The sequence below is a fragment of the Ruegeria sp. BB1 genome (genome assembly GCF_056539465.1).
Genome location: NZ_JBQFVB010000001.1, coordinates 870008 through 883328, shown reverse-complemented (window position 1 = coordinate 883328; position 13321 = coordinate 870008). Strand labels below are relative to the sequence as shown.

The 13321-nt window shown below is 57.6% G+C and carries 13 protein-coding genes; 5 read left to right on the top strand and 8 right to left on the bottom strand.

Annotated elements, in window-relative coordinates; translation table 11 throughout:
- Positions 1-58: 58 nt before the first annotated feature.
- From ACR0AL_RS04430 to ACR0AL_RS04415, 4 genes are read right to left on the bottom strand one after another with little or no spacing between them, the layout of a single operon-like run.
- Positions 59-673, bottom strand: a complete 615-nt coding sequence (locus tag ACR0AL_RS04430; RefSeq protein ID WP_480662093.1) for an ImuA family protein — start codon at positions 671-673, stop codon at positions 59-61.
- 59 nt (positions 674-732) lie between these two features.
- Positions 733-1314, bottom strand: coding sequence for a retropepsin-like aspartic protease family protein (locus ACR0AL_RS04425; RefSeq protein WP_170348448.1), 582 nt, complete (start codon positions 1312-1314; stop codon positions 733-735).
- Positions 1315-1355: 41 nt separating this feature from the next.
- A complete protein-coding gene (locus ACR0AL_RS04420) occupies positions 1356-1976 on the bottom strand; it encodes a MarC family protein (RefSeq protein ID WP_170348449.1) in 621 nt (206 codons plus the stop codon).
- The gene (locus ACR0AL_RS04415) at positions 1973-3826 is read right to left on the bottom strand and encodes an ABC-F family ATP-binding cassette domain-containing protein (RefSeq protein ID WP_480662091.1); all 1854 of its coding nucleotides are present in this window, start codon (positions 3824-3826) and stop codon (positions 1973-1975) included. Before ACR0AL_RS04415 ends, ACR0AL_RS04420 begins: the two co-directional genes overlap by 4 nt.
- A 104-nt stretch (positions 3827-3930) precedes the next feature.
- On the opposite strand from ACR0AL_RS04415, the gene ACR0AL_RS04410 reads away from it, so the two are divergent.
- Together ACR0AL_RS04410 and ndk are read left to right on the top strand one after the other, a co-directional pair.
- Entirely contained in the window at positions 3931-5133 is a 1203-nt protein-coding gene (locus ACR0AL_RS04410; RefSeq protein ID WP_480662089.1) for a multidrug effflux MFS transporter, read from the top strand.
- Positions 5134-5235: 102 nt separating this feature from the next.
- The gene (ndk, locus tag ACR0AL_RS04405; protein ID WP_008757405.1) at positions 5236-5658 is read left to right on the top strand and encodes a nucleoside-diphosphate kinase; all 423 of its coding nucleotides are present in this window, start codon (positions 5236-5238) and stop codon (positions 5656-5658) included.
- A gap of 7 nt (positions 5659-5665) precedes the next feature.
- On the opposite strand, the gene ACR0AL_RS04400 is transcribed toward ndk, so the two are convergent.
- On the bottom strand, positions 5666-6058 hold the full coding sequence (locus tag ACR0AL_RS04400) for a TfoX/Sxy family protein (protein ID WP_170358087.1): 393 nt from the start codon (positions 6056-6058) through the stop codon (positions 5666-5668).
- A gap of 244 nt (positions 6059-6302) precedes the next feature.
- Between ACR0AL_RS04400 and ACR0AL_RS04395 the strand changes: the two genes are divergently transcribed.
- The 3 genes from ACR0AL_RS04395 to ACR0AL_RS04385 are packed head-to-tail and all read left to right on the top strand — an operon-like array spanning position 6303 to position 9022.
- On the top strand, positions 6303-7799 hold the full coding sequence (locus tag ACR0AL_RS04395) for a CHAD domain-containing protein (protein ID WP_226688556.1): 1497 nt from the start codon (positions 6303-6305) through the stop codon (positions 7797-7799).
- Between the two features lie 3 nt (positions 7800-7802).
- A complete protein-coding gene (locus ACR0AL_RS04390) occupies positions 7803-8558 on the top strand; it encodes a ParA family protein (protein ID WP_480662086.1) in 756 nt (251 codons plus the stop codon).
- A complete protein-coding gene (locus tag ACR0AL_RS04385; protein ID WP_480662084.1) occupies positions 8555-9022 on the top strand; it encodes a CYTH domain-containing protein in 468 nt (155 codons plus the stop codon). Before ACR0AL_RS04390 ends, ACR0AL_RS04385 begins: the two co-directional genes overlap by 4 nt.
- Here ACR0AL_RS04385 and ACR0AL_RS04380 read toward each other — a convergent pair.
- The 3 genes from ACR0AL_RS04380 to ACR0AL_RS04370 form a co-directional block, all read right to left on the bottom strand.
- On the bottom strand, positions 9019-10389 hold the full coding sequence (locus tag ACR0AL_RS04380) for a sensor histidine kinase (RefSeq protein WP_170393748.1): 1371 nt from the start codon (positions 10387-10389) through the stop codon (positions 9019-9021). The two genes, ACR0AL_RS04385 and ACR0AL_RS04380, sit on opposite strands and share 4 nt — an antisense overlap.
- Positions 10382-11062 carry a response regulator transcription factor gene (locus ACR0AL_RS04375; protein ID WP_170348457.1) on the bottom strand — a complete coding sequence of 227 codons (681 nt, stop codon included), beginning with the start codon at positions 11060-11062 and terminating at the stop codon, positions 10382-10384. The genes ACR0AL_RS04380 and ACR0AL_RS04375 overlap by 8 nt, the downstream gene beginning before the upstream one ends.
- Before the next feature lie 181 nt (positions 11063-11243).
- Positions 11244-12680, bottom strand: a complete 1437-nt coding sequence (locus ACR0AL_RS04370; RefSeq protein ID WP_170348458.1) for a DegQ family serine endoprotease — start codon at positions 12678-12680, stop codon at positions 11244-11246.
- Positions 12681-13321: the final 641 nt, after the last annotated feature.

Genomic DNA, 13321 nt, shown 5'->3' with positions numbered 1-13321 from the left:
GGGCGGGGGTCCGGCTTTTGCCAGTCACAAGTTGCGTGAACTGCGTGATGTGTCACACCTAAACATCTTCGGCTTCGGTCCGGGTCAGATTCAGCCCGGCGCGTGGTTTGATCTGGGTGGCGCGCCAGCTGACCGGGGGCAGGGCGCGGGCGCGGCGGCGGGTCAGGGTCCAGCGGCGGGCCTCGCCCTGATGGTTCGCGGCCATGTGCCAGCGGGTCTCGACCCCCTGCGCGCCACCGTCGCCGGGCGTCAGCAGCAGCCCCAGCGGCGCCCGCCCCATCGTGCCACCCTGTTCAGCAGCCAGATGCATGCGCCGCACCGGCGTCAGCCCCGGTGCGCCCGGCAGGTCGCCGATGATCAGCGGAATGGCCCCGCTGCGCAGCGCCTCTTCCATGCACCACAGCAGGTCTTCGGCGCGGGTGGGGCGGACGAACAGGAACCGGGCAGGATCGGCAAAGGGCATCATCCCGTCCGGGTTCAATTGGCCGGACTCCCAAGCTGGAGAAATCCACAGCACCGGCCCCTGCGCCTGGCCGGCCAACCACATGGCAAAGCTGCGCCGGGCGGGGCCGCAGGCCTCATGCACGCGGGCCAGCTGCAGAGTGATCTGAGGGTGTAAGGTCAGCCCCGGCGCCTCACGCGCAGGTTTGCGGCCAAGAAGGTTTATAGACATGCCCGCAGCTTAGCATGTTCTTATTTTGTTCTCAATTCGGAAATGCCGCCGCAGACCCTTTAACGAGACAGGATCAGACGGCCATCCGCGAACTGGATATTCGAAAAGCGATGCAGATAATCCATGCCCAGTAGCGATTGGCGCAAATCGCCTTCGTTGACCCAGGCCGAGACGTTGTGATCGGTGATCGGCCCCAGCTCAAGGCTATCCAGCCGAACGGGTGCGGTGCGGACCTCTCCATTTGCGGTCGAGGCGCGGCCGAGATAGTTCAGTTGGTCAGGGTCAATACCAATGCGTCGGGCGTCCTGATCGCTCAGCACGATCTGGCTGGCACCGGTGTCGACAAGAAAGGTTATCGGCTCTCCATTAACCACAACGGGCAGGTAATAATGGCCGTCACGTGCCCGAGGCACCGCGATCGTTTCGCCAGTGACAGTCATCTGCGGGGCAGGGCCAACGGTTGATCGGATGTCTTCCCACAGTCCGACAACGGCAATGGCACCGACGAAAATGAACACCCAGGCCATCGCCTGTTGCATGGTCTTGTTCAGAGACTGACGGTTCTGCGAGACGAACCACGCCACCACCGCCGCACCAAGCACGGCCAGATATACCAAACGTCCAATGCTGTCGCCGTCCATGCCGTACCCCTTACCACGCTCACTTTAATCTATATGGGGATTTACGACGCAAAACCAAAGGCCTTGAGCCCGTCCAAAATAAACTGAACCGACAGCGCCGCCAGCAGCATACCCAGCAGCCGGGTCAACACATTCAGCCCGGTTTTGCCCAATACACGTGCCACCGCCCCAGATGTCAGATACATCACAAAGACCATTGCCAACACGACCAGCATTACTCCGACGACCACGGCCAAGCCCTGAATACCGGGCTGCTGACCTGCCAGCAGGATCATGGTCGCAATCGAGCCGGGGCCAGCGATCAGTGGAATACCCAGCGGAAATACCGATGGATCCGGATGTTCCTCTTCCTCGGCACTGTTTTCCCGACGTTTGGTGCGGCGTTCAAACAGCATGTCGAGCGCGGTCAGAAACAACAGAACGCCCCCTGCGACGCGAAACGCTTCCATCGAGATGCCTACAAACCCCAGAAGGGCCTCACCGAAGGCGGCGAAGGCGGCCAAAATCACACCTGCTGTCAAACAGGCCCTGATCGCGATTGAGCGACGGGTGTGCCAGTCCATGCCCTGGGTCAACGCCACAAAGATAGGCGTTTGGGCCGGCGGGTCGAGGACCACGAAAAGCGTCGTGAACGCGGTGATAAGGAATGCGCTGTCTATCATGCTGCTGTTTCTGCCTGTTCAAGTCGTTCGGCGGCTGCCACCCACAAAGTCTCGGCCTTTTTCATGGCTTCAACCACTTCGGCAAATTTCCGGTTCCAGGTTTCCAGATCGTTGATGCGGTCATCTTCGTACAATGCTGGATCTGCTAGTTTTGCGGACAGTTTCTCCTGCATGTCCGTCAGCTTTTCAATCCGGTCCTCGCATTTGCGCAGTTCGGCGCGCAGGGCCTGCATCGTATCACGCGAAGGGCGTTTGGGTTTCGCCGCCTTGGGTTTCTCTTTGACCGGTTTGTCACGGGCCAGCAGCATGGCGCGATAAGCCTCAAGGTCTCCGTCAAAGGGTTTGACCGTTCCGTCCGAGACCAGCCAAAGTCGGTCAGCAACCAGTGACAGTAGATGCATATCGTGGCTGACCAGAACGACTGCGCCGGAGTATTCAGTCAGCGCCTCGACCAGCGCTTCGCGGCTTTCGATATCCAGGTGGTTGGTCGGTTCGTCCAGGATTAGCATATGAGGCGCGTCGATGGTTGCGATCAGCAACGACAAGCGGGCCTTTTGGCCGCCCGAAAGGCGCCCAACCAGCGTTTCCGCCTGATCCGCGTTCAGCCCGAACCCGGCCAGACGTGATCGCCATTTGCCCGGTGCCTCATCTGGGCGCAGACGGCGCAGGTGGTCCAGCGGTGTTTCGTCCACATGAAGCTCATCCACCTGATGTTGTGCGAAATACCCGATGCGGAGTTTGTTGCTGCGGGTCATCTTCCCCGCCATCAGGGGCAGGCGGTCGGATAGCAGCTTGGACAGCGTCGATTTTCCCTGACCGTTTTTACCTAACAACGCGATGCGGTCGTCCTGATCAATGCGCAAGTTCAGACGGCGCAATACTTCGGTTTCGCCATAGCCAGTCATACCGCCTTCGATCTGGATGATCGGAGGGGACAGTTCCTCGGGCTCAGGAAATGAAAACGCCCGCAGCGCGGCCTCTTGTGGGGTCGAGACCAGCTGGATGCGTTCGATCATCTTCAGGCGCGACTGGGCCTGGACGGCTTTGGATGCTTTGTACCGAAACCTGTCCACGAAGCTCTGCAGGTGAGCGATGCGGGCCTTGGCCTTGGCGTTTTCCGATTCCGCTTGCGCCAGCCGTTCCGCCCGGCGTTCGGCGAATTTGTCATAAGGCACCGCGTAGTAGGTCAGTTTGCGGTCTTCCAGATGCAAGATCGAGCCCACCGCACGGTTCAGCAACCCGCGGTCGTGGCTGATGATGATCACCGTATGCGGATATTTGGCCAGATAGCTTTCCAGCCACAGTGCGCCTTCTAGGTCCAGATAGTTGGTCGGCTCGTCCAGCAGCAGCAGATCGGGCTGCGAAAACAGCACTGCTGCCAACGCCACGCGCATCCGCCAACCGCCCGAGAAATCCGAACAGGGGCGCAGCTGGTCTTCGTCATCGAACCCCAGACCCTTGAGGATCGAGGCTGCGCGGGATTCGGCAGACCACGCGTCGATATCCGCCAGCCGGGTCTGAATCTCGGCAATGCGCGCGGGGTCTTCGGCGCTATCGGCCTCGGCCATTAGGGCGCTGCGTTCGGTGTCGGCGGCCAGTACCGTGTTGATCAGCGACACGTCGGACGAGGGGACCTCTTGCGCCACGCCGCCGATCCGTGCGCGTTTCGGCAACACGATATTGCCCGATTCCAGCGCCAACTCGCCCCGGATCAAGCGGAACAGAGTGGTCTTGCCGGTGCCGTTACGCCCAACCAGACCAACCTTGTGTCCATCGGGAATGGTGGCGCTGGCACCGTCAAACAGGGGGCGGCCTTCGACCGCATAGGTGATGTCTTCGATCCGTAACATGAGCCGCTCATAACAGAGCATGTCAGACGCCGCCAGCGGGTTGGCATGTTCATCGATCAGCCTATGTGCTAGCGCTGGTCCGGTTGGATTTTGACGGTTTTAACATGCGCGCGGCTTCTTCGCCTCCCTCTCTGATCACTTTGGTGTTCGCCACGGCGATTTCCGTGCTGACGCTGAATATGTTCCTGCCGTCGCTGGCCCGAATGGCCGGGGATTTTCAGGTCGACTATGCATTGGTGAACCTGTCGGTGGCCGGATATCTGGCGGTGTCAGCAGTATTGCAACTGATCATGGGGCCGCTGTCCGACCGATTTGGTCGCATGCCCGTTTTGCTGATCTGTATGTCGGTCTTTGTTGTGGCCTCGGTTGGTTGCGTTTTGGCTGAATCAATCTGGGCCTTTCTGGGCTTTCGTCTGTTGCAGGCGGCTGTGGTTGCCGGGCCTGTGCTGTCGAGCGCCGCAATCCGGGACATGTACCCGCCGAACGAGGCCGCCAGCAAACTGGGCTATGTGGCCATGGCGATGGCGCTGGCCCCGATGCTTGGGCCAATGCTAGGCGGTGCGCTGGACGGCCTTTTCGGCTGGCGGGCAGGCTTTGTTCTGTACTCGGGCTTAGGGGCGGGGATGCTGCTGTTGCTGTGGGTCGATATGGGTGAGACCAATACCAACCGTTCTTCAACCTTCGCGGCGCAGTTGCGTGAATACCCCCACCTTTTTCGTGCTCGCCGGTTCTGGGGTTATGCCTTGTGTGCATCGTTTTCGATCGGCGGGTTCTACAGTTTCATCACCGGCGCGCCCCTTGTCGCCGCTGCTTGGTTCGATCTAAGCCCCGCGATGTTGGGATTGGGGATCGGCATCATCACCGGTGGCTTCATGGTGGGGAATTTCATCACGGGTCGGATCGCCGCCAGAACACCACTGACAACCATGATCCTGATCGGACGCATCGTCGCGTCGACTGGGCCACTTTTGGGTCTTCTGCTGTTTCTTGCGGATCTGGGCTCGGTCTGGGTGTTCTTCGGGTCGGCTATTTTTGTTGGCTTTGGCAACGGATTGACCAACGCCAATGCTTCGGCCGGTCTGATGTCTGTCCGGCCCAAACTGGCAGGCAGCGCCGCTGGCTTGTCAGGTGCGATGATCGTGGCGCTTGGGGCGGTACTGACCTCGCTGACCGGGTTATGGGTCAGCCCCGACAACGGGCCGTTTCTGGTTTTGGGTATGATGTGGGCATGCAGCTTTGCCGGACTGTTGGCCGTGGTTTATGTGCGCTGGGTTGACCGTCAGGACCCACTGCCCGAGACGATCTGAGCCGCTGCGCATCATAGTCCTTTTCATATCAGACAGACCGTGCTACGCGGCGCGCGATGGATTTCGGCGCGACCCCGCGCCTTATGTTAAGGAGAGGCCGACATGGCACTGGAACGCACATTCTCGATCATCAAACCTGATGCAACCCGCCGCAACCTGACTGGCAAGATCAACGCCAAGTTCGAAGAAGCCGGCCTGCGCATCGTTGCGCAAAAGCGCATCCACATGACCAAAGCTCAGGCTGGCAAGTTCTATGACGTGCATGCCGAGCGTCCGTTCTATGACGAACTGTGCGAATTCATGTCGTCGGCTCCGGTTGTTGTTCAGGTTCTGGAAGGCGAAGGCGCCATTGCAAAGAACCGCGAAGTCATGGGCGCAACCAACCCTGCAGACGCAGCCCCCGGCACCATCCGCGCCGAGTTTGCTGAATCGGTTGGTGAAAACTCGGTCCACGGTTCGGACGCTCCGGAAACTGCAGCGGTTGAAATCGCTTACTTCTTCTCGGGCATCGAACTGGTCGGCTAAGCCGCCGTCAGATCGGATTCTTGAGCCGCTCCCGTTTACGGGTGCGGCTCTTTTTTTTCGGCTTGAGGTCGTCGGCAGACACCCGCACACCGATTGCATCCAGATCCGAGATCATCTGGGTTTCAGGCATCGCGGTGACGCTGGCCTTAATGGCATCGAACCGCTGCCGCAGGGCCTTTTTCTCATCGCCCTTGCAATCGTTCCACGGGCGGCCCTGCAACCCCATGACCAGCACGTAGTAGCCGATGAAATGCGGCTTGGTTCCTGTCTGCAAAAGCCGGGAATAGGCTTTATCGGGACCTAATTCGCGCAATTCCCGTGCCGAATGAATACCTGCACGGGCGCAGGCTTGTTCGTAAGCCGGGCCGAGGTTGCGGATTGAGGAGATAGGGTCGGACATACGCTACTTTTAGCGGGGTGTTTAGGGGCTGTCGACCTGACGCACGGTCAGTAAGACATCAAGCTTGCCAGACGGAATAGTATGCGATTTCATGGCACCATGCTGTCATGAGGGTGCCGATGTTCAAGAACCGGGAGACCGCTAAGAGACACGGCAAGAACCCGCGCTGGCAGTTCGATGGCACGGCACTACGAAGCCTTGATGCCTTGAAAACGAGGCGCGGGTGATGGGGCGGAAACGCAGGGTGTTCGTCCATTCAGGCAAGTTCGATCAGGACGAATTCTCAGGATTAGTTAATGGGTTGACGATCGCGTTTGAACCGCTTTCCGCTGCCCGCTCCTTTGACCTGCTAGACAGCCATGATCAGTCGCTACGGGCCAAAGGCCGGTTATTGATCGAAACAGGCGGCTCGTTGCAGCTGCTGAACGACAGGGACTTTTTGATTCAGGATGGCGGCGGCACAGGCATGTTCGTACAGGACTTGCCGGATGGACCTGTCCGCGCGGCGTTGAAAGATTTCCCAAAGTTGCGCGCGCTTATGTGTATCGGCTCTGGCACCATCAAAGGCAGCACTTTTGCCGTATTGGACGATCTGCAAAAAACACAAGTTCGCGGCCGCGCCCTGACTTTGGGCACACACCACGGGCAGGTGACGATCCTGACCGTTCAACCCCTGCGCGGGTATAAACGCGCCTTTCAAAAGGTCTGTTCGGCGCTAGAGGAATTGGCGGCTGGCGCGTCAGGTGCAGAGGTGGTCATGCAAGGCCTTTTTGCAGATTTCCCTGCCTACAATGCCAAACCCGATATCGAGTTGGGCAAACAGGAACCCTCGATCGAAGTGGCGGTGGATATCATCCGCACCTATCTGGAGGTCGCGCGCAAGAACGAGGCGGGAATTGTCGCGGATATAGACACGGAATTTTTGCATGATTATCGCGTCTCGCTCAGGCGCGTGCGGTCCGTGCTGAGCCTGTTCAAAGGCGTGTTTTCGCCAGAGCAGACAAGCGCACTAAAACGCGAATTCTCGGACCTGATGGCGTCTACCGGGCGGGTGCGAGATTTGGATGTCTACCTTCTGGAAAAAGACATTTACTTCAATCTGATTCCGTCCAACCTTCATCCCGGTATCGAGGCGATGTTCGTGAAGTTTGAACAAGAGCGCAACCGCGAACTCGCTGTGCTGAGTCGGCGTTTGCGTAGTGCCGCCTATGGCAGACAGATGAAGCAACTTCTAGCACTGTTTGCTGATACTAAACGGTTGGAACCCGGACCCAACGCCGAGCGCAAAGCTTATGACTATGCCCGTTCGTTGATCTGGAAACGCTACCGAAAAGTATGCAAGCTTGCCCGTGGGATTACCCCGAAAACTCCAGACGAGGTGGTGCATGAGCTGCGTATAGATTGCAAGAAGCTGCGCTATCTGATGGAGTTCTTTGCGCCTTTGTTCGACAAGCGTGATTTCAAAATGCTCATTAAGCCATTGAAAAAAATGCAAGATAATTTGGGTTTGTTCAATGACTATTCGGTACAACAAGAGGCGCTGCTTAACTTTGTTTCCACTCAAAGTGATGTCCGGAATCGGACAAGTACGCCGCTTGCCATGGCCGTCGGAGGGTTGATCGCCGTACTCGATCAGCGCCAAAAAGCTGAACGCGACCACGTGATTGCCAATTTTCGGCATTTCGATAGCCCCGAGATTCAGAACCTGTTCCGAGCCCTGTTTCGCCAAAAGGAGGATTGACTGGTGAAGATCATTGCCTGCTACAGCAACAAGGGCGGTGTGGGTAAAACCGCAACCTCGGTAAACCTGGCCTATGCCTATGCGCAAGCAGGGTACACCGTGTTGTTGTGCGACCTTGATCCGCAGGGTGCGGCGGGGTTCTATTTTCGGGTAAAACCTTCAAAAAAGTTGACCGACGCGCGGTTTTTCGAGGATGTTTCCCGGTTCACCAAATCTATCAAGGCCAGTGATTTCGAAGGGCTGGACGTGTTGCCAGCGAACCTGACCTTCCGCGACTTTGACGTGTTCCTATCGCGTATGCGAAACAAGCGATCCCGGTTGAAAAAGGCTCTGGCCGCTGCCGGCAGTGACTACGACGTGATCATTCTGGATTGCCCCCCGAATTTTTCGACCCTGTCCGAGAACGTTTTTAAGGCGGCGGATCAGATCGTGGTGCCGGTCATTCCGACCACTTTGTCCGAGCGAACGCTTGCGCAGTTGGTGGCCTTCTTTGACCAACAGAAGCTGCCCAAGAAAAAGATTAGGGCGTTCTTTTCGATGGTGCAGGGGCGCAAAACCTTGCATCTGGAAACGATGGAGAAGATGCGTAAACAGCATAAAAAACGGTTCCTGCAAACCGAAATACCTTTTGCCGCCGATATCGAACGTATGGGCCAAAACCGCGCCCCGGTCAGTATCTTTGCTGGTCGCAGAGACGCCAGTTCTGCTTATCAGTCGTTGTTCGATGAATTGGAAAACGGAGTGATTTCAAGCAAATGAGCATGGAAATTGAACGCAAGTTTTTGGTCGCGGACCTGCCGGACCTCAGCGGCGCAGAGAAAGCTGTCGTGCGGCAGGGATATTTGACAGCGCCCGACGATTCCACCGAACTGCGCCTGCGTCAAAAGAATGACCGGTTCTTCCTAACCCTCAAAGGTGGCGGCGCGATGGTGCGGGTCGAGCGTGAGGCTGAAATTACGGCCGAGCAATTCGAAACGTTCTGGCCGGAAACTGATGGGCGCCGGGTGGAAAAGGAACGTTTCACAGGCCAGTTGTCCGACGGGCGCGTGTTTGAGTTGGACGTGTTTCAGGGCGATCTGGCCCCGCTGCAATTGGTCGAGGTGGAATTTGAGACCGAAGTCGAGGCTATGGCCTACACTCCGCCGGATTGGTTCGGTGAGGATGTTACTGCTGATAAACGTTATAAAAACAAGACAATGGCAATCAACGGCGTACCCACTTAGGGTTTGCGCGCCAATTTGATTTTCGCTTCAAGCCCCGGATTGCAATTGCTGGCTTCAAACGCGCCGCCATGCATGTGGGAAATCGCAGCGACAAGGGCCAGGCCCAGACCGGCATTCCGCTCGGTTCGGGCCGGGTCCAGTGTGACAAACGGCATTTGCAGGCGCGGCAGGTCTTCTTGCGGAACGCCGGGACCACGATCGCGAACGCTCAGATTTGTATAGGCACCATCTTCGGAAAGGTGGATCGTGACAGTGGTGTCCTGCGGCGCATAGCGCATCGCGTTTTCCAGCAGGTTCGAAAGGGCCTGGGACAACAGCGGGCGATGCCCCGGTATTGGCGCTGCTGTGCCCGTGACCTCAAGCTGGATACCCTGATCGACTGCCACGGGATCGTAAAGCTCCACTACATCCGCCACCAGTTGCTGCAGATCGACCGGTTCGAATTGTTCCCGACCAACACCAGCTTCGGCGCGTGAGATTTCGGTCAGTTGCCCCAATACTCGCAACACATGGTCGATTTCCACACTGGCCCGCGCGATATCAATCTCGCGCTCTTGATCCGTTTTCGAAGGGTCAGACAGCGTTTCAACTCGTTGCTTCAACCGCGACAGGGGCGAGCGCAGATCGTGGGCGATTGAGTTTGACGTTGTACGTAGATTGCTAACCAGTTCCTCAATCCGGTCCAGCATGGTGTTGAGCGTCCCGGATACCTGATCGAATTCGTCCCCAGTGCCGCGCAGGGGCATGCGCCGGGTTAGGTCGCCCGATACGATGTTCTCTGCCGTGTTGGCGATATCGGACAAGCGAGAAAAGACCAGACGGGTGAATAGCCAACCGGTGAGTACACTCAGCGCCAGGGCAATTGCCAGCGCGATGCCGACCGACCGCAGCAGAACCCGGTCGAATTGCTGCCGCGCCAGTGCGTCGCGTCCTACCAGCAGGCGTTCACCGCCGGGCAGGCGAACCGAGGCGGCCGAGACGGGCACCAATTCATCATTTTCGGCCCGGCGCAGTTCCAGATCGACCCAGCCGCTTCCGGCTGCGATATTCTCGGGCCATTGTTTGAGGTTGCCAGCCAGATTGACGCCAAAGCGATCGGTCAGAAGATATAACGCATCGCGGTCTGCGGCGGTTGGAAGACGCCGCTCAATCGCCCGCATCAACCCGATCAGGCCTCGGCGTTCGTATTCATCCGCCAACCCTGTCAGTTCTGCCGACACGACCGAGCGCGTCTCGCTTTCAATGCTGCGGTTCGCCGTTACATAGACCAACGCCAGCACGGTCGCGGTCAGCAAGGTACTGAGGACCATGCTGGCCAGTACGAGGCGTGTGCGTGAATTGTTAAAGGAAAGTCGCAGGTTATCCATCAGATATCATGTAACCGGCGCCCCGGACGGTTTCAATCAACGGCGGCTCGCCGCCTTCGTCCAGTTGACGCCGCAGTTTCGAGATATGGACATCGACCACATTGGTATTGGGGTCGAAGTGATAGTCCCAAACCCCCTCAAGCAGCATGGTGCGCGATACCACGCGGTTCTTCCGGCGCAGGAAAAACTCGAGGATCTGAAACTCACGCGGGGTGAGGGTGATCTCGCGCCCGTTGCGGGTGACCTTGCGGGTCAGCAGGTCCATCTCAAGGTCGCGGCAATTCAGGGTCGGGCTTTCCTCGGCCTCTTGCGGTCGGCGCAGAAGGGCCTCGATCCGGGCGTGCAATTCCTGGAACGAGAACGGTTTGACCAGATAGTCATCCGCACCGGCACGCAGCCCTTTGACACGTTCATCAACGGCGCTCATGGCGGTTAGCATCAGAACCGGCGTTTTAACGCCCGCCGCACGCATCGATTTGATCAGCGACAGGCCATCCAAACCCGGCAACATCCGGTCCAGAACAACCGCGTCAAACCCGCCGTCGGTGGCATGGTAAAGACCTTCCCGGCCGTCCTCGGCCTGCTCGATGACATAACCTTCTTCGCCAAATCCCTTGGCGATGAACTCTCGTGTGTCTTCATCATCTTCGACGATCAGCAAGCGACGGCTCATGATGCGAGTTCCTTTCTACCGGGATTTAAACACAATTTTTAGGCAAAGCACATGGGTTGGCTAATCAATCTGCCGGGTGCGGTGTATCGCACCCGGCAGTCTCGGAGGTTTGCGGACAATTCAAACCACCGAGGAGGCGCCCGCCAGATTTCCCCATCACGTGGCGCGCGCTGGTGTCAGATCAGGCGATTTCCACCGCTACAAAGATCTGGTTTCCACCGCGATTGATAAGAACAAGCGCGGGGTCGGTTTTTTCGCTGTCCAGAGCGGCCTTCAACGCGTCCGGTGTTGCGGTTTCCTGGCCGCCCAGTTTCACGATCACATCGCCCCGTTGCAGACCGGCTTTGGCTGCCGGGCTATCGGGTTTCAGGTCAGTGACGATCACACCATCGACATTATCAGCCACACCCATCTCGGCGCGGTTGGTGTCGGTCAGCGGTGCAATAGTTACGCCCAAAGCAGTGCCCGAGACGGTTTCGTCCACTGACTTATCGATCTGGGCCGATGCGCTTTGATGCTGGCCGACGGTCAACTCGATCTGTTGTTCCTTGCCATCGCGCAGAACGGTCAGAACGCTGTCAGTGCCCACTTTGGTGGTGCCGACAAGGACCGGAAGATCGCTGCTGGAATCGACCACTTCATCGTTGAAGGTCAGAATGACATCACCCTGTTGCAGAACGCCCTCGGCCGGGCTGTCGGCAACAACGTCCGCAACCAGCGCGCCGATTGAGCTATCGATGCCCATGGCTGCCGCAAGCTCGGGGCTGACATTCTGGATCGACACACCCAGCCAACCCCGGCTGACCTGGCCGTCATCGCGCAGGTCGGCCGCGATGTGTTCCACAATGTTCGATGTCACCGCAAACCCCAGACCCACTGAGCCACCGGTGGGCGAGTAGATCGCCGAATTTACGCCGACGACTTCACCTTCCATGTTGAACAGCGGACCACCCGAGTTGCCTTTGTTGATAGCTGCGTCGGTTTGAATGAATTCAGCATACGGCCCTTGCGAGATGTTGCGCCCTTTGGCCGATACGATACCGGTCGTCACGGTTGAATGCAGCCCGAACGGGTTGCCGATGGCTACGACGTCTTCGCCCACGCGGATGGCGTCGCTGTCACCCAGTTCAACCGCCTGCAGGGTTTCATCTGCGTCGATCTTCAGAACTGCGATGTCGGTCAGCGGGTCGGTGCCAATAACCTCGGCGTCAAACGTACGGTCGTCCGACATGCGAACCGTTACGGACTCGGCATTGTCTACGACATGGTGATTGGTAACGATGTAACCCGCTTCATCCAAAACGAAACCCGAACCCAGACCTTGTGCCGGTCCACGCTGCGGGGCGTTAAACCCTTCGGGCGCGCCGAAGCGTTTGAAAAATTCTCCGAACGGGTGTTGGTCAAAGTCAAACTCCTGTCCCTGCGTGGGAACCGGTGTGGCACCTTGTTCGGCGATGATGGTGACGACCGAGGGCGATACATTTTCAACAAGATCGGCCAGTGCTTCGTCGGCCATCGAGGGCAGGGCGGTGGTCGCCAGCAATGCGGCGCTCAGTGCGCCAGCGCCAACCCAACTGGCTGTCCCGGGCAAAAGAAGTGAGGACTTGCGGATGCTCATTTTTATCTCCTGTTTATATCACGCGGGTGCGGCCGCGCGTTGAAACAGGAGATGCGCCTTCACTCTGTGTGTTTCCTGAGCGAATTGTTAAGATATCTTAATTTTGCCACAAACTAGCGGTTCTATCGCGACGTTCGAGGACTGGAGTCGGAGGATTTGTGCGAATCACTGAGCACGAATCGGTGGATTGTTGCCGGTTTGGACGCCAAAGCGCGAAAAAGGTTGAATTGAATCAAAATCGTTAACAAGTCAGCCGTCGCAAACTCCGATTTTCAGGTGATACCGTCTTGGTTGTGTCGACCTTCAAGTGTTAATGCGGTTATCGAAAACAATTTATAACATTTAGACCAGATAGCACATTAGGTTTATGCTTAATGGTGAAATGTGGTGTTTCGAGCAAAAATGGCACTCATCTTATGGTTGATTCACGCTTAATAAATGTTGCGGAAAAACCATCCTGATATCGGCAAAATTAACCGTTCTTTCCAATTTTACGTTGTTTGAATCCAACGGATGGGTGACGATGAACGTGCCCAAGCGAGGGGGAGCCAAAGGCACTAGGGGGTGCCCAAGGCTTGTCACAGTCACTGGAAACGCTGAGCGGCATGTTAACGAGGGGGTCTTGTTTAGGTTCGGCGGCG

What these genes read in the sequence shown, in the direction of transcription:
- ACR0AL_RS04385 (WP_480662084.1), top strand. Translation starts at nt 8,555, where the DNA reads ATGAGCATGGAAATTGAACGCAAGTTTTTGGTCGCGGACCTGCCGGAC.
- ACR0AL_RS04430 (WP_480662093.1), bottom strand. Translation starts at nt 673, where the DNA reads ATGTCTATAAACCTTCTTGGCCGCAAACCTGCGCGTGAGGCGCCGGGG.
- ndk (WP_008757405.1), top strand. Translation starts at nt 5,236, where the DNA reads ATGGCACTGGAACGCACATTCTCGATCATCAAACCTGATGCAACCCGC.
- ACR0AL_RS04425 (WP_170348448.1), bottom strand. Translation starts at nt 1,314, where the DNA reads ATGGACGGCGACAGCATTGGACGTTTGGTATATCTGGCCGTGCTTGGT.
- ACR0AL_RS04380 (WP_170393748.1), bottom strand. Translation starts at nt 10,389, where the DNA reads ATGGATAACCTGCGACTTTCCTTTAACAATTCACGCACACGCCTCGTA.
- ACR0AL_RS04400 (WP_170358087.1), bottom strand. Translation starts at nt 6,058, where the DNA reads ATGTCCGACCCTATCTCCTCAATCCGCAACCTCGGCCCGGCTTACGAA.
- ACR0AL_RS04410 (WP_480662089.1), top strand. Translation starts at nt 3,931, where the DNA reads ATGCGCGCGGCTTCTTCGCCTCCCTCTCTGATCACTTTGGTGTTCGCC.
- ACR0AL_RS04375 (WP_170348457.1), bottom strand. Translation starts at nt 11,062, where the DNA reads ATGAGCCGTCGCTTGCTGATCGTCGAAGATGATGAAGACACACGAGAG.
- ACR0AL_RS04420 (WP_170348449.1), bottom strand. Translation starts at nt 1,976, where the DNA reads ATGATAGACAGCGCATTCCTTATCACCGCGTTCACGACGCTTTTCGTG.
- ACR0AL_RS04370 (WP_170348458.1), bottom strand. Translation starts at nt 12,680, where the DNA reads ATGAGCATCCGCAAGTCCTCACTTCTTTTGCCCGGGACAGCCAGTTGG.
- ACR0AL_RS04415 (WP_480662091.1), bottom strand. Translation starts at nt 3,826, where the DNA reads ATGTTACGGATCGAAGACATCACCTATGCGGTCGAAGGCCGCCCCCTG.